Annotated in this window: 21 protein-coding genes; 13 read left to right on the top strand and 8 right to left on the bottom strand. The window is 45.9% G+C overall.

Features of this window, described 5'->3' with window-relative positions:
- Positions 1–79 precede the first annotated feature (79 nt).
- Complete coding sequence (locus ABMY42_RS04960; RefSeq protein ID WP_017190880.1) at positions 80–415, top strand: hypothetical protein; 336 nt, start codon at positions 80–82, stop codon at positions 413–415.
- A 117-nt stretch (positions 416–532) separates the two neighbouring features.
- Positions 533–829, top strand: coding sequence for a hypothetical protein (locus tag ABMY42_RS04965; RefSeq protein WP_017190881.1), 297 nt, complete (start codon positions 533–535; stop codon positions 827–829).
- Positions 830–925: 96 nt separating this feature from the next.
- Here ABMY42_RS04965 and ABMY42_RS04970 read toward each other — a convergent pair whose 3' ends face one another.
- Entirely contained in the window at positions 926–1,966 is a 1,041-nt protein-coding gene (locus ABMY42_RS04970; RefSeq protein ID WP_349266074.1) for a Preprotein translocase subunit SecY, read from the bottom strand.
- A gap of 375 nt (positions 1,967–2,341) precedes the next feature.
- On the opposite strand from ABMY42_RS04970, the gene ABMY42_RS04975 reads away from it, so the two are divergent.
- Entirely contained in the window at positions 2,342–2,803 is a 462-nt protein-coding gene (locus tag ABMY42_RS04975; protein WP_005450125.1) for a hypothetical protein, read from the top strand.
- A gap of 85 nt (positions 2,804–2,888) precedes the next feature.
- Entirely contained in the window at positions 2,889–3,365 is a 477-nt protein-coding gene (locus ABMY42_RS04980; protein WP_349266075.1) for a copper chaperone PCu(A)C, read from the top strand.
- A 134-nt stretch (positions 3,366–3,499) separates the two neighbouring features.
- Here ABMY42_RS04980 and yegD read toward each other — a convergent pair whose 3' ends face one another.
- The 3 genes from yegD to ABMY42_RS04995 form a co-directional block, all read right to left on the bottom strand.
- A complete protein-coding gene (gene yegD, locus ABMY42_RS04985; protein WP_289881897.1) occupies positions 3,500–4,852 on the bottom strand; it encodes a molecular chaperone in 1,353 nt (450 codons plus the stop codon).
- 86 nt (positions 4,853–4,938) lie between these two features.
- Positions 4,939–5,565 carry a hypothetical protein gene (locus ABMY42_RS04990; RefSeq protein ID WP_349266076.1) on the bottom strand — a complete coding sequence of 209 codons (627 nt, stop codon included), beginning with the start codon at positions 5,563–5,565 and terminating at the stop codon, positions 4,939–4,941.
- 236 nt (positions 5,566–5,801) lie between these two features.
- The gene (locus ABMY42_RS04995) at positions 5,802–6,122 is read right to left on the bottom strand and encodes a DOPA 4,5-dioxygenase family protein (RefSeq protein WP_005450131.1); all 321 of its coding nucleotides are present in this window, start codon (positions 6,120–6,122) and stop codon (positions 5,802–5,804) included.
- A 593-nt stretch (positions 6,123–6,715) separates the two neighbouring features.
- Between ABMY42_RS04995 and pdhA the strand changes: the two genes are divergently transcribed.
- From pdhA to ABMY42_RS05010, 3 genes are read left to right on the top strand one after another with little or no spacing between them, the layout of a single operon-like run.
- On the top strand, positions 6,716–7,810 hold the full coding sequence (pdhA, locus tag ABMY42_RS05000; protein WP_349266077.1) for a pyruvate dehydrogenase (acetyl-transferring) E1 component subunit alpha: 1,095 nt from the start codon (positions 6,716–6,718) through the stop codon (positions 7,808–7,810).
- Complete coding sequence (locus ABMY42_RS05005; protein ID WP_349266078.1) at positions 7,803–8,786, top strand: alpha-ketoacid dehydrogenase subunit beta; 984 nt, start codon at positions 7,803–7,805, stop codon at positions 8,784–8,786. Before pdhA ends, ABMY42_RS05005 begins: the two co-directional genes overlap by 8 nt.
- Positions 8,783–9,925, top strand: coding sequence for a dihydrolipoamide acetyltransferase family protein (locus tag ABMY42_RS05010; RefSeq protein ID WP_029790719.1), 1,143 nt, complete (start codon positions 8,783–8,785; stop codon positions 9,923–9,925). The genes ABMY42_RS05005 and ABMY42_RS05010 overlap by 4 nt, the downstream gene beginning before the upstream one ends.
- A 649-nt stretch (positions 9,926–10,574) precedes the next feature.
- Here ABMY42_RS05010 and ABMY42_RS05015 read toward each other — a convergent pair.
- The gene (locus ABMY42_RS05015) at positions 10,575–11,540 is read right to left on the bottom strand and encodes an FAD-binding protein (protein ID WP_349266079.1); all 966 of its coding nucleotides are present in this window, start codon (positions 11,538–11,540) and stop codon (positions 10,575–10,577) included.
- Positions 11,541–11,551: 11 nt separating this feature from the next.
- On the bottom strand, positions 11,552–12,301 hold the full coding sequence (locus tag ABMY42_RS05020; RefSeq protein ID WP_349266080.1) for an electron transfer flavoprotein subunit beta/FixA family protein: 750 nt from the start codon (positions 12,299–12,301) through the stop codon (positions 11,552–11,554).
- Positions 12,302–12,579: 278 nt separating this feature from the next.
- On the opposite strand from ABMY42_RS05020, the gene ABMY42_RS05025 reads away from it, so the two are divergent.
- Positions 12,580–14,241, top strand: a complete 1,662-nt coding sequence (locus ABMY42_RS05025) for an electron transfer flavoprotein-ubiquinone oxidoreductase (protein ID WP_349266081.1) — start codon at positions 12,580–12,582, stop codon at positions 14,239–14,241.
- A 145-nt stretch (positions 14,242–14,386) separates the two neighbouring features.
- Complete coding sequence (locus ABMY42_RS05030; protein WP_153303268.1) at positions 14,387–14,554, top strand: hypothetical protein; 168 nt, start codon at positions 14,387–14,389, stop codon at positions 14,552–14,554.
- Between the two features lie 52 nt (positions 14,555–14,606).
- Here ABMY42_RS05030 and ABMY42_RS05035 read toward each other — a convergent pair whose 3' ends face one another.
- Both ABMY42_RS05035 and ABMY42_RS05040 read right to left on the bottom strand, forming a co-directional pair.
- Positions 14,607–15,578 (bottom strand): FAD:protein FMN transferase, encoded by a 972-nt coding sequence (locus tag ABMY42_RS05035; protein WP_050907137.1) that lies wholly within the window; start codon positions 15,576–15,578, stop codon positions 14,607–14,609.
- A 95-nt stretch (positions 15,579–15,673) separates the two neighbouring features.
- Positions 15,674–18,688 (bottom strand): flavocytochrome c, encoded by a 3,015-nt coding sequence (locus ABMY42_RS05040; RefSeq protein ID WP_050907138.1) that lies wholly within the window; start codon positions 18,686–18,688, stop codon positions 15,674–15,676.
- Between the two features lie 499 nt (positions 18,689–19,187).
- Between ABMY42_RS05040 and ABMY42_RS05045 the strand changes: the two genes are divergently transcribed.
- The 4 genes from ABMY42_RS05045 to ABMY42_RS05060 all read left to right on the top strand — a co-directional run bounded on the left by ABMY42_RS05045 (position 19,188) and on the right by ABMY42_RS05060 (position 24,387).
- Complete coding sequence (locus tag ABMY42_RS05045) at positions 19,188–20,594, top strand: DUF3404 domain-containing protein (protein ID WP_050907139.1); 1,407 nt, start codon at positions 19,188–19,190, stop codon at positions 20,592–20,594.
- Positions 20,572–21,222: a response regulator transcription factor gene (locus tag ABMY42_RS05050; protein ID WP_005531518.1), complete on the top strand. Its 651-nt coding sequence runs from the start codon at positions 20,572–20,574 to the stop codon at positions 21,220–21,222. Before ABMY42_RS05045 ends, ABMY42_RS05050 begins: the two co-directional genes overlap by 23 nt.
- On the top strand, positions 21,219–22,043 hold the full coding sequence (locus ABMY42_RS05055) for a DUF2861 family protein (RefSeq protein ID WP_050907140.1): 825 nt from the start codon (positions 21,219–21,221) through the stop codon (positions 22,041–22,043). Before ABMY42_RS05050 ends, ABMY42_RS05055 begins: the two co-directional genes overlap by 4 nt.
- Before the next feature lie 73 nt (positions 22,044–22,116).
- Positions 22,117–24,387: a glycoside hydrolase gene (locus tag ABMY42_RS05060; protein ID WP_080992675.1), complete on the top strand. Its 2,271-nt coding sequence runs from the start codon at positions 22,117–22,119 to the stop codon at positions 24,385–24,387.
- The last annotated feature ends 36 nt before the right edge of the window (positions 24,388–24,423 follow it).

Genomic DNA, 24,423 nt, shown 5'->3' on the forward strand with positions numbered 1-24,423 from the left:
GGTGCTTCTTCCCTCTCTCGTATCGTCTTTTCTTTTCAATTTTTACAACAGATACGTATGACCAAATGAGGGATTAATAATGCGTAAAATGACACTACCTCTAATTATGCTTTTCGGTGCTTGTATTTCAGCAAGCAGTTTCGCGGCAACAAACAACGATAATACATCAGAGCGATTAGAGTCTTTTGAGTGCACAGGCTTAGTAAACAGTTACGACGCAAACTCCCGAACTTTCGTGCTTGCTTGCCAAAACGATCATGGACCAGAATTCCAAACCAAAACGGTTGTGATTGATACCAATACTCAGCTTAATGGCGTACAAGAAGCGAACTTAGACGGTGCGACTATTGAAGTTGATGGTGTAGTTGTAAACGATCAAAATATCGCAAGAGAAATCGAGGTCGCGAACGACTAAGGCTCCGAAATTACAACAGAAACTCACAAGTGTCGCGTCTGCGGCACTTTTCTTTTCCTGCAAACTCATATCACTCAGTTACACTTAATCCATGTTGACATGAAGACGGTAACTGTAATGAGCAAACGTAACCTTGCCCTACTTCTCCTCCTATTTGGCACAACCTCTGCGGACGCTGGCGTATTGGACCCAGACTGTGACGCAGAAAAAGCAGCCAAAGCAACAGCCACTAAAGCGGTAGTGGGAGTCGGTGGTCGATGCACACCAAAAGAAGCCTTAAAAGACAGCACGGTGGAAGCCGGTAAAGACGCGCTACCCGAGGAAGGACTTGCAGGTAAGGCCGTCGACGCTGCAATGCCAGAGAAAGAGAAGAAACCTATTAAAAACACAACCAAGAAGATCATCACTGATTAATCGTCAGCCTGAAGTGAGTCGATTGGTGAAATATGGGTTTAGAGTAAATGAAAAGAGCGTCCATCTGGACGCTCCTTTGTTTTTCGTTCGCGATGCTTAAGCCACTTCGGTCAGACCAATCCAGTGGTAATGATGGTTGGCTTTCTTACCGACTAAACCAAGTTTAGCTAGTTCTTCAAATACTTTGTCGACTTCTTCTGCCGAGAGCCTAAACTGCTTCGCCACCGCTTTTTTGGTGCAAGTAATTTGGTGACCTTTTAATGCGTTACTCACCTGCTCTAATAACGTTTTTGACTCTTCTGGTTCAAGCTCTTGTTGCGCTTCAGGCTCGGCTTCCTCTTTGATATGAGGCAAGTATCCCGCTGGCTCTGGGTCAATATCTCGGATGTTTGCTAACGTTATCCCGTCGTTACGACGGAAGAAATGGCGGAAGCGATTCTCTTCACCAATCAAACCCACAAAGAAAGCAGCAAAGAAATCCAACAAGATAGATAAGAACACCACCAAGCCCAGCTGCGCCTGAGAAGATGTCGTTCCAAACGCTTTCGCTAAGCTGTCGATAAGACCAATCACCGAACCTTGCGCCACTGGCGGTAAGCTATCACGCTCTGTTGCTAAACGTTGCTGCTCTTCACGTAGCTTCTTGTTCTGCTCTTGAATGCGCGTTACGCCAGTTGCGATACGCTCCATCTCGATGTATTTTTGCGCCGCCATATTGTTCAGTTCAATCTGCTTATCGATTGATGCAATCTGACGGTTATACGCTTCCACTTTCGCTTGTTCTACCGAGATATGACTTTGGGCGCTGTTGGTCGCACTGTTGATGCCACCGATACTACCGCCGATAGAGATAGCGGCAAGCACCAGATAGAACACTAACGCCGTTAGGGCTCCGGTGTAGTTTCTGTGTGCACGACGCTCACCGTATTCATACCAAGCGTAAAACTTGCCCGCTTCAAAGATGATTGCCAGACCGCCAAATAGCGCCTGCATCATTGGGTTTTCGTCAATCGACAAAAACAGTAAAAGAGAAAAAATAGTCGATGCTAAAATCGCAGCGCCAGTAAACGCGTACACGCTCACCATAGCAAATCGACCTTTAGGATATCGATATCCGATCTGTTGTTCGTATTTCATTGGAGAAATTTCTTAAGATTCCGCAGCCCTTATGTGACGGGCGCTTCAAGCAACTACAAAGGTGCGGAGAATACCGTATCCTTTATTAAATTACTGTCATAATTCCGTTAATGGAAAACAAGTGAGGAATAGATAATCAGTTTGAATTGAATCAGTTCGATTCTAGCACGTAAAATCACCAACAAAATTCCTAAAATTCAGCCTACTAATGGATTTAGAAGGCTACTAGATAACGACATTTGCGATTTCGGTTCTCAGAACAAATAACCACAAAACAAATAAAACACACTCACATCACCATTTTATAAACTTATAGTTACAAATTATTGTTCGTTTGTTAGTATCGCCGCGTTAAAAATCTCACTACCGAGTCGCATGGATATACTCAGAATACAGCAAGGAAAACAGACACTAAGCGCTATCACGATCATTATCGCTGTGCTGTTTCAGCTGTACCTAACGTCGACTGCGGCACTGAACCCTACGCAAATCCACAGCGAAAATTGGCTAAACCAAGTTCAAGATGAAAAGGTGTTGCTGTGTACCGCTGATGGCTTTAAATGGGTGGATATTAACGAACTGATTGAAGCCAACGCACTGCCCAATTCTGAATTTGTTCAAGACCTTAATCTGCATGATGGATTTCAATTTGAGTGTCCGTTATTGCAAGCAGCGCAATTCTTTATTTCTATCGCGCTAGGACTTTACCTTGCTACGCTTTCTTGGTTAAGGCGCACTAAGAACACGCTCATACATTACCAATTCGCGATTTGTGGCAAACAAGTCTATAAACACGTCGCACCAAAACAATCACCGCCTTGTGCTTTCCTCGCCTAATGCTCTGCATGTGGCACACGAAAACAACTATTAAGCCGATCGAACTTTCGAACCGGAGAAGCCAAATTTCATAAGGAAAACACTAATGCTTAAAACAATCAAAACCACAGCTATCGCTCTTGTCGCTTTACTGGCAAGTCCACTCAGCCTTGCTCACGAATACGAAGCAGGCAAGATTCACATCGATCATCCTTGGAGCCGTGAAGCGCCACCAAATGCACCAGTAATTGGCGGTTTCTTCCAGCTAAGTAACCTAGGTGACGCTGATGACGCGTTGATTGCGGCTTCAACACCGATTGCTGACCGTGTGGAAATTCATACTCACACGAAAGAAGACGGCATGATGAAGATGATTAAGATTGATGAAGTCGTGGTAGAGCCTCAGCAGAAAGTGGAATTCAAGCCAGGCAGCTTCCATCTCATGATCTTCAACTCAACCCAAACGCTAAAAGAAGGTGACCGTTTCCCTGTGACTTTGACGTTCAAAAAAGCAGGTAAAGTGGAAGTAGAAATGGCGGTTGAGAAGAAAGACCACATGGAAAAGCACACGCACCATCATTAATCGCTTGTACGAAAAGAGCCCGCTACTTCAGCGGGCTCTTTTTCTTTTGGTAAGTATGATTCTAGCCGTGTGCACATTTGGTTGTACTGATGTGCACTTTAGAGATTCCCTACTCGCTCGTTCCTCGCTCAGTCTTACTTAAAGCAAACCTCTGCCCAGCGCGCTAGACCTGCGGTGACCGAACCAAAGTAGTTGCCACTCACCACTGGAATGTTTGGCAATACTGTCTGCACTGCATCACGCAAAATAGGTGAACGTGCCGAACCACCAGTCATAAAGATCGCATCCGGTTTTACGCCCGCTTGCTCTACTGCTTCAGTAACCAAAGCAGTCATCTTATTCTTCGGTGATTCAATCGCTTCAATCATCTCATCACGTTGAACATCGACTTCAATCAACTCAGACAACAAGTTAATGCCCGCACGGTAAGATGCTTGGTCAGACAACGCGACTTTGGCTTCTTCTGCGCGACGCACGATGTTGTAGCCTAGCGACTCGTGGTAAACCTCTAACAAACGAGCCAGTTTCTCAGGCTCTTGCGCTTGCTTGTGCAGCAGTTTCAACGCCGATAAGTTTTCACGTGAGTAGAAATCGCTTTGCGCTTCCACATTGTTGATCGCAATTGGGTTCCAGAACTGCGTGGTTGGCATCATGATGCCCGATTCCATCTTGCTCTCCATACCGAATGGGAACATCAGTTGTTTGAACGCCAACGCGATATCCAAATCGTTACCACCAATACGTTGACCACTGTGCGCCAACAGACTTGCGGTACGGTCAGCTTTACCTCGCCAAGATGGTCCCATCTGAATCAAAGAACAGTCTGTCGTACCACCACCGATATCAACCACCAGAATGGTTTTATCTTCGGTTAGCGTTGCTTCGTATTCCAGACCTGCGGCTACCGGTTCAAATTGGAATTCGATGTTCTGAAAACCAGCGCGTTTTGCTGCTCTTAAAAGAATGCCTTCAGCTTGAATGTTCGCCGTCTCACCGCCACGACCGTGGAAGTTGATCGGACGACCAATCACCGCATCAGTAATGATTTGCTGTGCGCTGTTCTCTGCTTGCACTTTGATGTTGTCCATCATGGCGCAAACCAGATCTTCAAAGAAACTCAGCTGAACATCACGCAGACCAGAAGCACCGAGGAAAGACTTTGGTGACTTCACGTAATAGATATCGCGAGGATCTTCCAAGTAGCGATTTAATGCCGCTTGACCAAACGCCATGTCTTCTGGCTCAAGTTCAATGCTTTCTTCACGATTAAGGTTGATCGCGCGACGCAAAACCTGCTCACCAACCTGATCGAAAGGTTTGATGCTGCGATGGCGGAACAAGTGTTCAGACACCGACTCACGCGTTGGTGCAGCAAGGGTGGAAGGAATGTAAGGGCTATTCCCTTCAAGGTTTAAAAGTTGCGGTTCACCTTGTTCCATTTTCGCCACCGAACAGTTCGCGGTGCCGTAGTCAAAGCCGATATACATAAGTCCTCCCACTGACGAAAAAAGGTCGGCAATCCTACCTCAACCTCAGTGGAATTACTACCGCAACTCAATGAAATAAGTGGCGCTTACTCTTTCTCGACAGGTTCTTTCTTCATTGATGGCAACACAACCGCGAGCAACAAAGCCAAAAGCAGAAATACCGGAGTGAGCGTAAGCCCGTGCCAAATGGAGTATCCGTCGTGGAACAACCAGAAAATGCCGACAGTCAGCAAGTAAGCAAAGTAACTACAGAACACCAAACTAATCGCAACGAAGCGCGTACGATTGATGATTAAGATTCGCACCAAATACTGGCTCATGATCCCCGCGCAGTGCACCGCCATTTGCCAGTTAATGATGAAACACGCTAGTGCGACAAACCCAGAGACCACCAAGGCATCGTGCGTGTTGAGAATGAAGTAGCTGCCAAAACGACTGATGATGACGGAGTAATCGCCCTCGTACACTATCGACCATGATATGGCGTTTGCCGCAGCAACAAAATTGGCAAAATAAGCGATAGCATAAAAAGTGGTTTGAGAGCTAAATGGCTGAAAGACCTCGGAGCAATAGCCCTGCCATTCTTTTTGATTTGACGTGGGTCCCACCCAGTTACGTTTTTTGTTCGGCACTCGCTCTGCAAACGCAGGACCGTTACGAAACAACAACCAGAAAATATACAGCGCAAGTGCGACTAAGAGTATTGTAAGCATACCCTTTCCCCTCCAGAAATGTCCTTTTCCACTGCCAATGGCGTTGGGGTCGTAAACTGCACTTCCCTGTTTTTGTGCTTAATCTTGTTTTAATGCATTGTTAAACATCATAAATGTACTCAAAACGGCAGTGACTACTTTATCACTACCGTTATTAAGGTTTAGCACACGATGGACGGAATTGCTGAATCTGGATAGACCAAATAGGAGGGAAAGAAACGGTCTACCCAAACGAATTATGCTTCGAGCTTTTCTTCAAACACGCCAAGCTCACGACCTAACCAAATCGCACGCTCGGTATGATCACGCAGCTCGTTGTCACTGACTGGATGAATCAAAACCGAAAAACCACCACGAATGGTATCAAGCCATGCGATAAACTCATCACTTATCGATTCAACATGCAGCTCAAACATCGGCATCTTATGTGGACCAACCAACTTGCACACTAAAGGGAAAACGCGCAAAACATCTTGGCGTTCTTGACGAATGATCTCATTCAAGGCTTGAGCTTTATCCTGCTGCTGAAGCGGGAAGTAAACATGAATGTGGTACATAACTTCTCCATGCGTATCACTGACTTTCATTAGTCGCCACACTACCTGCATTCAACTATCGAGGGAAGCGACAAATTCAAATCTATCGTCAAAGCGTGACGGAGAGATTAACGTGTTACTGGATCTGCGCGAATATGGTTGATAAATCACTCAACCTGTCGAATTTTACAGCATAATTTTATTACAAATTTCCTGTCAAACTCAGTGATTCCCTTCAACTTCGAAAACGTACAATTCAAAAAAGCAGTGTTTTATCCTAGAAAAGTACGGTGTAAGCGAAACTTTACTGTGGGTTACAACTCAAATTAAAGCATAATTTAACAATTTGTTTACACTTACTGTATCTGGTTATACCAAGATTCATCACTGGATTAGGCGGTGTAAACAGCAGTAATAAATGACGCCTTGTGTTTTACCAGAACACACTTTTGTTAGAGAGACGAGCACCAAAAGCGTCGATAACTATCAAAACAACTGCAATCCTAGGTATGACCTTTTGCGCTGATATCAAAGCCTGAGTACCCATACAGGCTGAGATCGAAACAATGAGCAGCTGCAGTCCAAAAGACCCGCAGCGTCAAAAGGAGCTTGAGATGAACGTTCAGGCATTACCCATGCATCGGTTTATCGACCATGATGGGAACCTCGTCAGCCAACTACCCAACTGGGCTGATCTCGATACATTGGTCGGGTTTTACCAAGACATGGTATTAACTCGCACCTACGATAACAAAGCCGTTGCCCTGCAACGCACTGGTAAATTAGGTACCTACCCATCACACCTTGGCTCGGAAGCCGTTGGGATAGCGGTAGGCAGAGCGCTGAAAGCCAGTGATGTGTTTGTTCCTTACTATCGCGATATGCCCGCCATGTGGTGTCGTGGTATAGGAATGGAAAAGAACCTGCAATACTGGGGGGGCGATGAACGCGGCAGCGACTTCGCTCCTGAAGGCAGCCCTTTTCCTAGCAAAGACCTCCCCTTCTGTGTCCCAATCGCTACTCAGTGCACCCATGCCGTTGGTGTGGCAGCAGCACTGAAAATCCAAGGCAATCACGATGCGGCTTTGGTGATGTGCGGCGATGGCGGCACTTCCAAAGGCGACTTCCTTGAATCCATTAACTGTGCGGGCGCATGGAACATCCCATTAGTTTTTGTGGTGAACAATAACCAATGGGCGATTTCCGTGCCGCGCAGTTTGCAATGTGCTGCAGAATTTCTCTCAGAAAAAGCCAAAGGCGCAGGTATCCCTGGTATTACGGTGGATGGCAACGATGTCGTCGCGGTGTTTGATGCAACAATGACCGCTCTTGAACGAGCCAGAAAAGGCAAAGGCGCAACGTTAATTGAAGCAGTAAGTTACCGCTTGAGCGACCACACCACCGCCGACGACGCGACCCGTTATCGTAACGAGGATGAGGTTCAAACTGCTTGGCAATATGAACCCGTTCGTCGACTTAAAGCCTTTCTCACTAATCAAGGTGTTTGGAGTAACGAGAAAGAACAAGAGTGGCAAGCCCACTGTAAAGAACAAGTAGAACTCGCCGTTGAAAGTTATCTCAACATGCCAAATCAAGCACCTGAAACGGGCTTCGATTTCCTTTATGAATCCCTACCCCAAGAGCTTCATGCGCAAAGGGATGAGCTAATCAACAAAGCAATGCGAATGCAGGGAGGGAAACATGGCTGAACTCACGTTAGTTGAAGCAGTGAACCTCGCACTGCACCATGAAATGGAACACGATCCGAATGTTATCGTCCTTGGCGAAGACGTGGGTGACAACGGCGGTGTATTCCGCGCCACTGTAGGACTCAAACAAAAATACGGTCTTAAGCGCGTTATAGACACACCTCTTGCTGAAGCGCTTATTGGCGGTGTCGCTGTCGGTATGGCAACGCAAGGTCTACGACCTGTAGCAGAGTTTCAATTCCAAGGCTTTGTCTTTCCTGCATTAGAACATTTAATGTGCCACGCGGCGCGAATGCGTAACCGTACTCGTGGTCGACTCACCTGCCCTGCCGTATTCCGCGCGCCCTTTGGTGGCGGTATTCATGCACCAGAGCACCATTCTGAAAGTGTGGAAGCTTTGTTTGCTCACACTGCAGGTTTTAAGGTTGTGATTCCTTCATCACCGCAACGCGCTTATGGTTTGCTCCTAGCAGCCATCCGTAGCAACGATCCGGTAATGTTCTTCGAGCCGAAACGTATCTATCGCACTGTGAAATCTGAAGTGGTGGATAACGGCGAAGCGCTACCTCTCGACACTTGCTTTACCCTTCGCAAAGGTCGCGACATTACGTTAGTGACTTGGGGAGCGTGTGTTGTCGAATCACTGCAAGCGGCTCAAACGCTGTCCAATCAAGGCATCGAAGTTGAGGTGATTGATTTAGCCAGCATCAAACCCATTGATACCGCGACCATCTTCCGTTCACTTGAGAAAACCGGACGCCTCTTGGTGGTACATGAAGCCAGCAAAACCTGTGGTGTCGGCTCAGAACTGCTAGCCAGAACCGCAGAACATGCGATGTGCCTACTCAAAGCGCCACCAAAACGCGTCACGGGCATGGATACCATCATGCCGTACTACCGCAACGAAGATTATTACATGATTCAGGAAGAAGACATTGTGCTTGCCGCGCGCGAACTCGTGGAGGATTGGAAATGAAGACGTTTAACTTACCCGATCTCGGCGAAGGTCTCGCTGAGTCAGAAATTGTGAAATGGCATATTAGTGTCGGCGATATGGTCAAGCTGGATCAAGTGGTGCTTACTGTCGAAACCGCAAAAGCGACCGTGGACGTCCCTGCGCCTTATGGTGGTCGTATCGTGAGTCGTCATGGCGAAGAAGGCGATGTAATCAACATTGGTGCTCTACTTCTGGAAATCGATGAAACGGGAGCAGAGCAAACCGTCTCAGAGCAGAAACAAACTGCCGATGCAGCAACCGTGGTCGGTAATGTCTCCCAACACGCGCACAGCGTGAATGTGGATGATTTCTGGATTGGTGGCGAACACAATCCATCACCCGATAACCTCATTACTGCGCTTCCTTCTGCTCGCCTATTAGCGAAGAAACTGGGTGTGGATTTAGATTTGGTCAAAGGCAGTGGTCCGGATGGTTTGATCGTCGATGCCGATATCTACGATGAAGCGGGCAAACAACGCCCCGGTACAGAAGTACTTAAAGGCGCACGCCGAACCATGGTATCAACCATGGCGGAATCCCATCACAATGTCGCGGCAGTTACCATTACTGAGGAAGCCGTCTTGGAAGGCTGGAAGCAAGGTGAAGACATCAGTATTCGCCTGGTTCAAGCGATCGTGCATGCGTGTCAGGAAGAGCCTGCTATGAATGCCTGGTTTGATGCCGAAACCATGACGCGCTGTGTCCACAGCACGGTGAATATTGGTATTGCCGTAGACAGCCGACACGGCTTGTACGTGCCTGTTCTACGACATGCCGACGAATATGAGCCTCAAGAGGTACGTCGTTGGTTAGACCAAACTGTGCAAGGCATACGTGAACGCAAGATTGGTCGTGAGCAGTTGCAACACGCCACCATTACGCTTTCAAACTTTGGCGCAATTGCAGGCATTTACGCAACGCCTGTAGTCACGCCGCCACAAGTTGCGATTGTCGGTGCAGGTCGAATCATTGAGAAGGTTGTAATTCGAGACGGGCAAGCTGTGGCAGTGAAAGCCATGCCGCTGTCGATTACGTTTGACCACCGAGCATGTACCGGCGGCGAAGCGGCAAGGTTCACAAAAGTACTGGCAGAGCACTTGAGAAAACCGAGTGTTTAGAGAACGTTTGTCATGAATAATAAAGGGCTTCCGATTGGAAGCCCTTTGTTTTGAGGGTGAATTTAAAGAGAGATTCCCTACTCGCTCATTCTTCACTCTAGGGAATGACGTTGTTTGGTTTTCACTCAGCAAAAAGCGTACTAAAAACTTGATTCTTAGGAAGAAACTCTAGCGCGTCATTCCCGCAAGCCTAAGCGCGACTAGGAATCTAATCGCAAAATGCACTGAAGGGCTTTCATGGCGATATTCCAACCGTGCACTTTGACAATAGATTCTAAATCACGCTCGTACCTCGCTGTTCAGAATGACGACTTAAAGTAGTAAGCAAGAAAGAGATTTCCTGCCCGTTCATTCTCCATTCTAAGGAATTACGTTGTTTGGTTTTCACTCAACAAGAATCGCCTCAAGAATCTGATTTTCATAAGGAAACTCTAGCGCGTCATTCCTGCAAGCCTAAGCGCGACTAGGAATCTAAGAACAACGAACACCGAAGGTCTTTCGTAGCAAGAACCCACAGCGCACTTTGATAGCGGATTCTGAATCACGCTCGTTCCTCGCTGTTCAGAATGACGACTTAAAGTAGTGAGCAAGAAGGGATTCCCTACTCGCTCATTCTTCACTCTAGGGAATAATGCCCGAAATACCGAACTTAAACCTTCTCCAGCAACTCCGGCATAATCTCAAACAAATCACCGACCAAGCCATAGTCTGCGACTTGGAAGATTGGCGCTTCTGGATCACTGTTGATCGCCACAATTACCTTGGAATCTTTCATCCCTGCCAAATGCTGAATCGCCCCAGAAATACCCACAGCAATGTACAGTTGAGGCGCGACAATCTTGCCTGTCTGCCCGACTTGCAAATCGTTAGACACAAAGCCTGCGTCTACCGCAGCGCGTGATGCACCAATTGCACCACCAAGCTTGTCAGCAAGTTGTTCCACCAGCGCGAAATTCTCTTTGCTGCCTAACCCTCGACCACCCGAGACAACAACGTTTGCCGCCGGTAGTTCTGGTCTTTCGCTTTCTGCTTTTTGCTGTGAAACAAACTCACTGTGTTCTGCCTTAATGACCGTTTCTAACGCCACGACATTCTCCACTACTGGTGAATCAGACACAGCAATTGCGTCAAACGCTGAACTTCGAACCGTCATCACTTTGGTAGCATCGTCCGAACGAACTCTCGCTAACGCATTACCGGCATAGATAGGACGAACAACCGTATCGAGCGATTCAATTGCAATCACATCTGACAACTGCCCGACATCCAATAAGGCAGCGACTCGGGGCATCAAGTTCTTACCGAAGGTACTCGCGGGAGCTAGAATATGCGAATAATCCCGACCAACTTCGGCGATCAAGGTAGACAAGTTTTCTGCCAATGCATGTTGATATTCGGCAGCATCAATCGCAATGATCTGTGAGATACCTTGCACACACTTCAACTCATTCAATGCTGAGCCGCACTGATGCCCGACTAACAAGGCGGTGACAGGCAAAGAGGCGCCGTCTTGTTGAACTTGAGAAGCCGCGCTCAACGTGCGTAATGTATCTGCAGAAAGTGATCGGTCATCGTGCTCCACAACGACCAAGGTTGCTAACGGTTTGTTTTCCATGGTTATGCCTCCTAAATCACTTTCGCTTCATTTTTGAGCTTGTCGACTAACTCGCTCACACTGCCAACCATCTCACCGGCTTTACGGGCAGGCGGCGTCATGACTTCCAGCACTTGCTGAGAGCGCTCAACACTCACACCAAAGAAGTCTGGCGTCATTACCGATAGCGGCTTCTTCTTCGCTTTCATGATATTCGGTAGCGAGGCGTAACGCGGTTCATTCAAACGTAAATCCGTACTGATGATCGCAGGCAAATCCAGTTTGAGCGTCTCTAAGCCACCGTCGATCTCTCGCGTAACCAGAACCGTTTCCCCTTCTACTTTCACTTCCGAAGCAAATGTCCCCTGCGGACGATTCGTCAGTGCTGCCAACATTTGTGCGACTTGGTTGTTATCCGTATCGATTGACTGTTTACCCAGAAGCACCAACTGAGCCTGCTCTTGCTCCATCACGACTTTGAGTAACTTCGCGACCGCAAGCGGTTCTGGTGACTGTTCAACATCAATATGAATCGCACGATCCGCACCTAATGCGAGCGCTGAGCGCAATTGTTCCTGACAGCTGGTGTCACCAATCGACACCACCAACACCTCCTCTGCTACCCCAGCTTCTTTAAGGCGTACTGCCTCTTCCACCGCAATTTCACAGAATGGGTTCATCGTCATCTTCACGTTGTTAGTTTCCACGCCGGAACCATCAGATTTCACTCTTACTTTAACGTAAGGGTCAATTACACGTTTAATTGCAACCAGTACTTTCACATTCCCTCCTAGCAGATCGCAAAGCGATACGCGTCCTAGCAATTGGGTCATGCGTGACAAAGATTTGTGTTAAAGCTCAGTTTTTTCATTACCTTGCTAACAAAAAACTCATTGTGACATTGTCACTCAAAATCTTTATCACGCCTTATGACGTTACCATTTGAGCTTAGTTTAGTTTACGTTTACGTCAACTGGACTATAGTTCTTTATACGAGCACTGCGTAATAGAAGAAGCACCTGAAAAACAAAGAAAGGTTTCGCATAAAGGAAGCAAGAAGATGGAAAGAGAATGCATGGAATTTGATGTGGTGATAGTCGGCGCCGGACCTGCAGGTTTGAGTGCAGCATGCCGCTTAGCGCAACTCAACCAAGAGCGTGAAGGTGAACCACTATCTATTTGTATAGTAGAGAAAGGTTCAGAAGTTGGTGCACACATCTTATCTGGCGCGGTTTTCGAAACGCGCGCATTAGGTGAACTCTTTCCTGATTGGCAAAGCATGGGCGCGCCGCTTTCCGCCGCTGTAAAAAACGATGCCTTCTTATACCTAACCACAGAACTTAATCACGTTCGTGTTCCCCACTTTCTTACCCCCAACCCAATGCGCAATGATGAAAACAACTACGTCATCAGTTTGGCGAACTTGTGTCGTTGGTTAGCAGAACAAGCAGAATCACTTGGTGTTGAGGTCTATCCCGGTTTCGCCGCATCCACAATTAACTACGATGCATTTGGCGCAGTTACAGGGGTAAACACCAGCGATATGGGCTTGGACAAAAAAGGAGAAGCCAAACCCAACTTTGAAGCCGGTATTGAGCTAAAAGCCAAATACACCGTATTCGCCGAGGGGTGCCGAGGTCATTTAGGTAAAGAGCTCATCCAACGATTTGGTTTAGACGATGATAAACAACCGCAACATTATGCGCTTGGACTTAAAGAGATTTGGGAGTTACCTGCCAATGCCAAAGATCAATCAGGCAGCGTGATTCACTCTGCCGGGTATCCACTGAGTGAATCCAACACCACTGGCGGCGGTTTTCTCTACCACATAGAGAACAACCAAATCGCTGTCGGGCTTATTGTCGACTTGAATTACAGCAATCCTTACTTGAGTCCGTTTGACGAATTTCAACGCTTTAAACACCACCCTGCAATCGAACAACATTTGAAAGGCGCTCAACGCATCGCTTACGGTGCAAGAGCCATTGCGAAAGGTGGGTTGTCTTCTCTACCGAGACAGCAATTCCCCGGCGGTTTATTGATTGGTTGTGATGCGGGCACCTTAAACGTCGCCAAAATCAAAGGCAGCCATACTGCGATGAAATCCGGTTTGTTAGCCGCAGAAGCCATTGCTGAAGCAATCACACAATCCAATTCTGAACCGGATTACCAAACCAAGTTTGAAGATTCATGGTTGTATGAAGAGCTTAGTGACACACGCAACTTTGGTGCGAACATTCACAAATTCGGCAGCGTACTAGGCGGAGCACTTTCCACCTTCGAACACAATCTGTGGCAGCCTCTGGTTAAGAAACCAATACCATGGACAATCACTGATCCTTCGCACGATCATGAACAGCTGAAACCAATTGATGAATGCCAACCTATTCAATACTCGAAACCAGATGGTGTAATCAGCTTCGATAAACCCTCATCAGTATTTTTGTCTGGTACACAACACGAAGAAAATCAGCCTTGCCACTTGCAACTCGCCTATCCTCATATTCCGATTCAAGTCCATTTGAAGAAGTTTGATGAGCCAAGCCAGCGCTACTGCCCTGCTGGCGTGTATGAAGTGGTAGAAGTCGAAGGCGAGCGAACATTTCAAATTAATGCCGCAAACTGTGTGCATTGCAAAACCTGTGACATCAAAGATCCTTCGCAAAATATCACATGGAAAGCACCTGAGGGTGGCGGCGGACCAAGCTATCAAAACATGTAGAAACGTTAGTATGTTTACGATCTAACAAATAGATAAACAATCCAACTGCTGTTTTTATGCAGAAAAATTTGCCTTCGATACGAAGAAATCCACCAGCGAATTTCAATTACGGATATAATACCGCCCTTGTTCCAGCTGATGAATCATGACAATGCGAAAATACTACGTAACTGAAGGCGACACGACGTCTAAGAAAGAGAAAATTGCCTACCCAAAACTGGCGCTATGTGACCAATGTGTAGGTAGCTATGTTGTGATCAGTGAAGGCGAACGCACGTACGAAGAGTGCGCTAAATGCGGTGCGGATGATTAACCCTAACGCGATAAGTTAATGATACGAGGCAGGTTTGAATCTCTGCCTCATCTTACTCTTCCAGAACTGGCTCTTCGCGCAATAAAATACAGCCTTTATAATCCATCAGCCCTTGTGTGACGTGCACTTCACCTTGCTTTGAAACAACCACTGCCTCGATACCCTGTTGCTGATTTAGGTACGACATCGATTCTTCTACGCTTGGTAAAAAGCCAGCGGTACTCCAAATTTCACCATCGACAGACAGGTGAGAGATAATCGTCAAACTGGCGATATCGGTTGAGATTGGCATCCCTGTTTTGGCATCCAACAAGTGATGATAACGCTGCCCGTTGGATTCAAAAAATCGCTCATTGATACCCGATGTCACCATCGACATGCCTTGTAAAGGTACGACGCGAACGACGTCACCACGCTCTGATAATGGGTTCTGAATGCCCACATTCCATGCTTTGTTGCTGTTATCTGGCGAATGACCGATGGTCAGCACGTTCCCACCTAAACTGATAAACCCGCTTTGCACGCCTGCTTCAACCAGTTTGTGCTTTACCTGATCGGCAAAGTAACCTTTAGCAATCGCACCCAAGTCTATCTCCATCCCCTTTTGACTTAAGAACACCGAGTGGTCGTCTTCGTTCAAAATGATCTTGGTCGGATCGACCAAGGATAACTTGCCGGTAATCACGTCATGAGACGGCACCTTGGCATCCTTAAAACCAATTCGCCAAGCTTTTACAAGCGGACCGAGTGCAACATTAAAAGGATTTCTTGTGTCTTCACTGTGCTGTTTAGCTAGCTTAATCAGGTCAAATAGATCCTGCGCTACCGCAACAGGTGTAATACCCGCATTTTGGTTGACGCGCATCAGCTCAGAGTCGGATTGATTGACCGTAAATCGCTCTGCGTAATCGGCGAGTTGCGCGTAGGCTTCTCTGATCAGTTGCTCACCGTTCGAGTGATACACCACCACATCGATGAAGGTACCCATCATCTGAAATCTGGCGCTGTATTTATTGGTGCTCATCGATTTCTCCAAACGCTTAATACGGAAAAAGAGGGAAGCATCACTCCCCTCTTATTGATTACTTATCTTGCTCTGTTTCGCTCTTGAATGAGTGCTTAAACAAGATCAGATGCACTCTCACCAGCGATACGACCATAAGTGAAGATATCGATCAGCGCGTTACCACCGAGACGGTTGCCCGCGTGGATCCCCCCCGTTACTTCGCCTGCTGCGTATAGACCTTGAATAACTTCGCCATCTTTACCAATCACGCGCGCCTTAGTATCAATCTTCAAGCCGCCCATTGTATGGTGAACCGAAGGCCGACGTGGCGTTGCGTAGAACGGTGCTTTTTCCACTTTCAAACCGAAGACACTCTTATGGAATTCAGGATCCTGCCCCGCATCCACACAAGCGTTGTATTGTGCGATGGTGTTAGTTAGCTCTTGCGTCGGAACGCCAATTTTCTCTGCCAACTCTCCTAGCGTATCAGCTTGAATAATGATGCCTTCTTTGATTTCGCGCTCGATGGTTTCATCTGATGTATTCGCTGCGGTTTGACGAATGTTCTCGTCCGCAATCATGTAAATCAGACCACCGTTATCGAAGAACGCCTCAGAAAGCACGTCACGGCTACCACACTCATCAACAAAGCGCTTACCTTGCTTGTTCACGAATACAAAGTTCTCTGGTGGCACAATCAGACCGGTTAGCAACGCACCTGATTTAGGGTCACCAACTGGCATTAATTGCACAAAGCCCATGCCGACTAATTCTGCGCCCGCTTTCTCACCAATTTCGATGCCGTCACCAACCAATGCTGGTGAGTTTGTGGTCTTGATGTCGTCCGCGATTTCTTTCCAGTATGTGTTGTACTTTTTGATCATCTGAGTGTTTGCGCCGAAACCACCAGAAGCCAACACCACACCATGATTCACATGAAGGATAAGTTCTGTACCGTCCGCTTGAACCGCTTTGATGCCCACCACTTTACCGTTATCAACCATCAAATCCGTTGCACGTGTGTCAGTAATGATGCGACCGTTTTGTTCTTGAATGCGTTTTGATAGTTTGTCGACAAACTCCACACCTTTTGGACGTTTAGGTTTGTGTGCACGACGCCACAAGGCACCAACTGGGATCTCAACAACGCTACGGTCAAAATCAATGCCCTTTTCACTCAACCAATCAATGGATTCCATAGAGCGAGATGTTAGGGTTTCAACCAAATCGTATTGACCATAAATCGATTCACCGTTCAGGTCGGTACGTTTACCGCCAAGGTAGGTTTGAATGCGGTGTAATTCGACAGAATCAAACAAGTACTGCTTGCCGTTCTCAAGATCTGTAAAGTAACCGTCCAGTTGCGCTTTAAGCACTTTGAAGTCTTCAAGGTACTCACCCGCAAACTCGGATTCCGCTGTTTTCGCTAGCAGCATCAAGGTTTCTTTTTCGCCAGGAAGTGCTGGGAAATCACCTTGCCATTTTGGTTCTGCCGCGTTCACCCAACCGCCAGTACGCACTGTGTTACCACCGATTGCAGGGAACTTCTCAAGCAAAATAACCGACTTGCCTTTGTCTAGCGCCGTTAACGTTGCACTCAAGCCGGCACCGCCGCCACCAACAACCACGATATCCACGGTTTCTTCGATGGTTTTCGATGACCATGCCACCGCTTCTTTGGCTTTGCAGCGCAGTGCTTCTGAGTTACCGCCCGCCAGATCAACCGCGTTCGATACGCCGTCCAGTACTGCTTGGCTGCTGACTGTCGCGCCTGAAATCACGTCGATGTTCAGTGTTTGACCATCAAGAATTTGTTGAGGAATACGTTCAAACGCTGGGTTTGCGATGCCGTCCGATTCTTTTGATGAGTCCACCACAATGTCGAGGATCTTATCTTCAGAGAAAGTAACGGTAACCGGCAAGTCACCATTGTGACCGCGACCATACGCCGTGTATTCACCTGAGTTGAATTTGATTGGAACGTTCTGCAGCTCTTTGATGCGTTGGTGCTTCAATGCTTCTGCTGCGCTGTCCACAATCATGTAATCCATGATTTCCCAAAGTGGCGTTGGAATTTGCAGTGCTTCTTGTTGCGCGATGTCCGTGAACTCGGCACAGGTTTCATCGTTAAGCGCTTTGTTTGCCCAAGTAGGTTCAACCAAATAACCTTTACCGACACTGACCATGTCGTAACCTTGCTCTAGTGCATTTTCTGCATCTTTGCGTTGAGCAATACCACCAACACCAATCACTGGTACTTTCGCAACACTTTCAGATTGAAGCTTACGGTATTTGTCGATTAGCGGCTCTTGGTCTTCTGGCGTAACGATTGAGTTACGTAACCAGCTACCCATTGAGAAATGGAAGTAATCCAAGCCGTGAGTCGCAAGCTTATCTAGCAGGAACATGGTGTCATCAAAGCGGATGCCCGGTTGTTCAATCTCTTCAGGAGAGAAGCGGTAACCGATGATGAAATCAGATTTGTTATGTTGCTCAGCCACTTGCTTAGTTTTTGCAAGTACAGCTAATGGGAAGGAAGTACGTCTTTCAATGTTACCACCCCATTTATCGTTACGACGGTTTGAGTGTGGCGAGAAGAATTGCTGAATCAGGTATGTGTTTGCGCCGTGGATTTCAACGCCATCGAAACCAGCAAGAATTGCACGATTTACTGCATCACCAAAGCGATCGATCATCTCTTCGATTTGCTCTTTGGTCATTTCAAGTGGTGTTTCAGCATTGTCACGTAGCGCAGCGACAGGACTTGCAGAAATCGGTTGGTGTCCGCCATTGAACTCAGGGTTTGCCATACGACCGGCATGGTAGATCTGCAGAATCGCTTTAGAGCCTTTGGCTTTAATCGCATCGGCAAGCTTGGTTAAACCTGCGATTTTGCTGTCGGTATCAATACCAAGCGCACCTGGGAAAGCACGACCGTAATTCTCTACAAACGCACTCTCGACAATGATCGCCCCTGCATCACCGGAACGAGCTGCATAGTAGTTGATCATCTCTTGCGTTACGCCGCCATCAAAGAATGCAGACTGAATCGTCATCGGTGCCATCACGATACGATTATGCAGTTTGACCCCTGATTGAAATGCAATTTCATCGACTAACTGAGCCATAAATAGTTTCCTTTAACAGATTAATTCTCATATCAAAGGCACCTCCAGTTCGACCAACGCACCACAAGTGTTTTTGATATGAAAACCAACGCCCTCATTCGATAACCACAAAAATATTATTGATTTGACCGTATGAGTAAAATGAATACTTTGCATTTTAGCTATGATTGAAGCGCATTAATTAAAGGCTAAGTGGTTTGATTTGAATGGTAAAAAAGGCAGGAGATGAAGTGCGACGCCTTAATGTTTAGTTAGGCGCTAAGCCTTTTCTGAACTGGAATATAACGAGTAATTTAAGTGCTAACTTACGAAGAAAAGGTAAAAGTGAATTGGGTAACTAGACGAGTACTAAGCGACTCAACAAGCCTACGAGGTACGTATTATCGCCGTTATCTGTACTCCGTATTTTTATGTTTCGGTACTATTGTTGACAGTAGGGTTACAAAACTCAGTGAAATAGCTCTAGAATTCGAGGGTCTATTTGAAACCAAGGTTTGTCATGTTTGAGCGCATATCTTTCTTATTGTTTGGCAGTTTACTGTCATGCTTGGCGCATGGAGAAACCTTGCAAAATCGCTGGCAAGAGCTCTACCAAAATACATGGCAAAACACTCCATATGCCCTTACACAGAACGAATTGAGTCGTTATCCACCAGCCTTATTAAAAAGTAGTGCACTCTATCCCGACTTCAAAACGTTTACTTGGCATGATTTGCGACTCTTAAACGCCGCCGCGACCCATTGCCAAAGCATAAAGTCAGATAACGCCAAACTTAACCGAGCGATAGAGTTTGAACTTGCACTTTGTAGAGGAAAACAATTAAAGCCGGACTGGTTTAGCTCAAACAATGTCATGCACCCAGCAGGCGGTAGTTATGCCGATCGATACCTCAAAAAATATAATAACATTGAGCCACAATCATTAATGGCAATTGCACCATTCACCACAATTTCCAACCCAATTAACCCCTTACATCGGAAACTGGGTTCCCTTTCTCCGCAAGGACGAGATGCCCTGCTAAATGGTTATCGAGCATGGTTAGAGGCTGATACCCTATGGCTTGGGAATGAAAGTGGCTTAAAAGCGGTGTCTGCTTCGGTTTGGCAGCCGCTAGCTCAAAAAGCCAATCTGTCTTTACAAGGTGAGAATTGCGCTTTTACTTACAGTAATTTATGCATCGCAGAAAGAAACACATCGACAATTTCATGGCAGATCGTGCTTACTCTTTTAGGAGGCATTTGCTTAGCTTTTATTGCTCGACTGAGCTTTTTAAAGCATAAACAACGTCGAGAAAAACGTTTTATTTTACAGTTGCTCACTCATGAACTTCGAACCCCTATCACTAGCTTAGGGCTAACTGTAGATATATTTCGCCATCAATTTGATGATATGGACGAGACATTACAAGATACGTTTTGGCGTTTGGTTTCAGATTATCAGCGCCTTTCGCAACTTACTGAGAACAGTAAGACCTATTTGAGCACCTCAACATCAGATAAGTTGTTGTATCAAACCGCATCACTAGAAGAGTGGCTAACCTACTGTTGTGAGAAAAATAATGTGAGATATCAACTCAACCAAGAAAAGCAACTTAGCTTACCTTATTACTGGTTAACGATTTGTCTTGAAAACTTAGTCAAAAACGCTCAACAGCATGGAGCCGGAGCCATCACTGTGCATGTTCACGTTTCTCAGACACTGACGATAGAAGTGCAAGATGAAGGTCAGTTCCCTTCTTATTGGCAACGGTTATTTCCTTCAAAAGCGGCTCATTCAAACAACATGGGAATTGGTTTAGATATTGTGAAACATTTAATGAAGATGGCGAATGGAAAACTCATCATTCTTCGTAACCCTACTCGTTGTATATTGGAGCTACCTTATGAAGACCATTCTGCTGATTGAAGATGATGAACTACTCGGTCAAGGCTTGGTTGCCTTTTTCACATCTCATCAGTTCAAGTGTTTGTGGGCGACCAATGCCGAACAAGCCAACAAACTCTGGTATAAAGCAGATGTGATAATTTTAGATCGTCAGCTAAATGACGGAGATAGTTTACAACACTTAGCTCAGTGGCTATTGCTGAAAGCAGTACCTGTTATCGTTTTAACGGCAAAAATAGAGGTTGAGCAACGTATTGAAGGACTAATGGCTGGCGCAAAAGATTACGTTACTAAACCATTTTCTAGCGAGGAGTTACTTGCAAGAGTACTCACTCAATTGCGCCCTCTTGGTTCTAGTTTGTTGACGTACGAGAATATCGAATTGGATTTAGGGCAAAGAGTAGCGCGAGTTAAACAGCAGAACATTGCGCTAAAACCGAAAGAATTCCAGTTACTATTGCTGTTAGTTCAAAACCAAGGGCGAGTTTTTCACCGAGATGAATTGCTGAACAAAATTTGGGGGTATGAAGCCTTTCCCAGCACTCGTACCGTAGACAACCACATATTGCACTTGAGACAAAAACTGCCAAGCTTGAACATTGAAACGCATCGCGGTGTAGGCTATCGACTTCGTGAGGAACAAAAATGACACGAGTATGCAAAAGGCTCCTATTCGCTTTAGCCGGTGCGGGGACGGTTTTGTCGACTTATGCTCACGTAAACCTATTTACAGCCTCTCCGCTGGAACATACTTATCAAGCCACGTTGACTCATCAGCCTCAGTTGGCTTGGCAAGAACTTTTTCTCGCTCTACGTCAGAATGAAATCAGTAGCAAATACTGGGTTCCTATCAAGAATGAACTCCTATCCCAAACCGCTTGTGGAACGGAGCTGAGTTCAGGGAAGAAATTGACTTCACAACTCACGCTTGGTGTGATTAGGCGATTTGGGCTCACCTCTCAAGGTTATCAAATCCGCCTTTCTGTTGAGCAATACACGAAAAATCAATCCGTTACACTCACATCGCCAAATGGTGTTGTATTACTTAAAGGTAACTTGATTGCCAACCCACAGTATCAAGAAATCGAGAGCATTGACCTGCTGCAAAAACCAGTCTCGGGAATTTACACCTTATCTCTTGGAAACCAGAAAATCGATTTACTGATTGCAATTCCGGAAGGTGCACCATGGTTATCTCTGGAAAATAAAGAAGGGCACAGAATAGTCGAAACAACTTTGCCAAGTAGCGTCTCATCTTGCCCAAAAGCCATGGCAACGTGGCAATGGTTTGATAAGAACTACAATTTGCTAGGCAGTACGATCCCATTTACCCATTCTCTTGAAGGCATTCCTAAACAACCGTTCACCGAGGACAAAGCAGAACATTTGACTGCAAGTGTTGAATTAGTTGAGTTTCAAAATGGCGTGCAAATTGAGTATATCCAGCGATTAGCCATCCCCTATCGATAAATAGAGACATATAGGTGACAAGCGCAATATCGCACTTCGATTAAATGACATTATCGTTAATTGGAGTTTAATTATGTCACCCAAAAAAGTTTTACTGTTTCTTTTTCTTAGTAGTATTAGTCTTATCGCAATCAGACCAAGTTTTGCCCGACCTATACATCTTCACGATCAAAACAACCAAATCTATATTGCACCGCAAACACTGGAAATTCGTTGGAATACATTATCCATAAACGAAGCCTCATTAACCGTCGACAAACAGAAGCAACAAAGTTATGAGATTCTTAAAATGGCAAAGAATCTTGTTTCTTGGAAGCTTATTCCTAGCCAAATAGAAGTCACAGCAAGATTATCAGACTCTACGCTCGACCTTTCCTTTGACTCTGGATCAAACACGACCGTTTCTCGCCAAAAACCAATGTCTCTGAATTGGTTTGATCTCAATGAAAATCGAAGCCAAACGCTTCTATTACCCCTTAGCGAGGGAATGCGAATTCCTATCTCTAACGCGCAATGGGCTGCGTTCCTCGAAGATAACTATTCGGGTTCAAACACGACACAAGATCTCAAAATGCCATTTTGGACAGTCGAACAAAACGGCAAGTACATCAACTATCTCATTACAACGCCAACCAATAACCTGCTCAACTTCGAACGCGTCAATGGACGAATTAACATGTCTGCGAGCCATCAATTTACGCAACTTAATAAAGATGCCCCCTTTAAGTTGCAAGTATCGATTGATGACACGCAGTTGAGCGGAGCAAAAGCATATCGCCTATGGCGCCAACATGAAGGATTCAGCGATCCTCTCAGTGCAAAAGCAAAACGCAATGCCAATGTAAAGAAACTGATTGGAGCAAGCCACGTGTATTTGTTTGGTAAAGGTCCACTTAGCATTAGTGATGTAAAAGACTGGTGGGGTCTGAAGAATTGGTATTTGACACAATCCAATTTGACAGTGCCAAGCTCCGCAAAACAAGAGCTAGACGCACTAAAAAAACAGCAAAAATGGTTTAGCCAGTATCACAAGCAACTGCTGCTCGATTCAATTATTGACTCGTTAACGATAAAGTTCCCTGTCTCTTATCCAACCTTAGACAACAATACTATCCAAGATCAGTACCGCGCGGCTCAATCTATTAAGACCTACTTAGCAACGCATGCTGGTCGCTATTTGAATGGCACAAATACTTGGGGACAAGCGCTTTCATCTGGCATGCTCGATAACTTTCACAAAGCGGGATTAGATCATCTTTGGCTTGGTTTTGATAATTGGATGCCAAGCTTCTATAACCCACAACTTATAGATACCGCGAAACAACAAGACTATTTAGTTGGCGTATACGATTCTTATAACACTGCGATTCACAAAGGCAGTAACGACGGTTGGTTAACGGCAAACTTGCCTGAAGAAATGCGCATAGGGTGCGCAATTGAACTCGCTAGCGGAAAAAAGAAATCTGGCTTTCGAGGGAATGGATATTATCTTAACCCGAACTGTCACTTGGACTATGTAAAGCGTCGGATGTTAGATATTGTTAAATATGGTCACTTTAATAGTCTTTTCTTGGATGTCGATGCGACCGCAATGGCAAGAGAGGATTACCGCGACAACAGTGGCGAAAATGACATGCTTGACGCGTTTAATCAAAGATTAGGTTGGTTGGCAAAACAAAGCGACCTTGTTTTGGGCTCTGAAGACGGCAACGGGTTAACCACTAAAGGCATTGCATTTGCTCACGGTTTAGAAACGGTTGGCTTTGGTTGGATTGACGCCGACATGACGAAACATCGCCAATCTGAGTATTACCTCGGTCGTTGGTACCCAGACCAAAAACCAGAGTACTTCTTTAAATCTGCAAAAGTAAAAGAGCCCTATCGTTCACTACTCTTTGCACCTCAATATCGTGTTCCCCTTTATCAAACGGTATTTCATGATGAAGTGATTAACTCTCATCATTGGCATACTGACAGTCTAAAATTCAGCAATGTAAAAATGGAGCGCGATCTAACTGCGATGTTGTACAACACCCCAGCGATGGTACATCTCACTCGAGATGAAGCTCTGACAGGTCAAAGCAAACGAATACAAGCGCTAAAGCACTATCAGGATGGCTTCGCTCCTATTCATCAACAGTTGTGGAACCAAGCGTTAGTGGATTTTTCTTGGTTAGATTCTGAGGGTAAGGTCCAGCAGACAACCTTTGAGAATGGCAGCCAAATCATTGCTAACTTCTCATCTTCTCCTTATGACAACAATAATATCGCCGTACAAGCAGGTTGCATTTATGCACAACTAAGTAATGGGCAAAAGATAAATTGGTGCAGTCAGGCGCAATAATCCAAAGGGAACAATCTAATTTCTACTGACACTTTC

The organism is Vibrio sp. SSH13-20 (assembly GCF_040104475.1).
Lineage (GTDB): Bacteria > Pseudomonadota > Gammaproteobacteria > Enterobacterales > Vibrionaceae > Vibrio > Vibrio harveyi.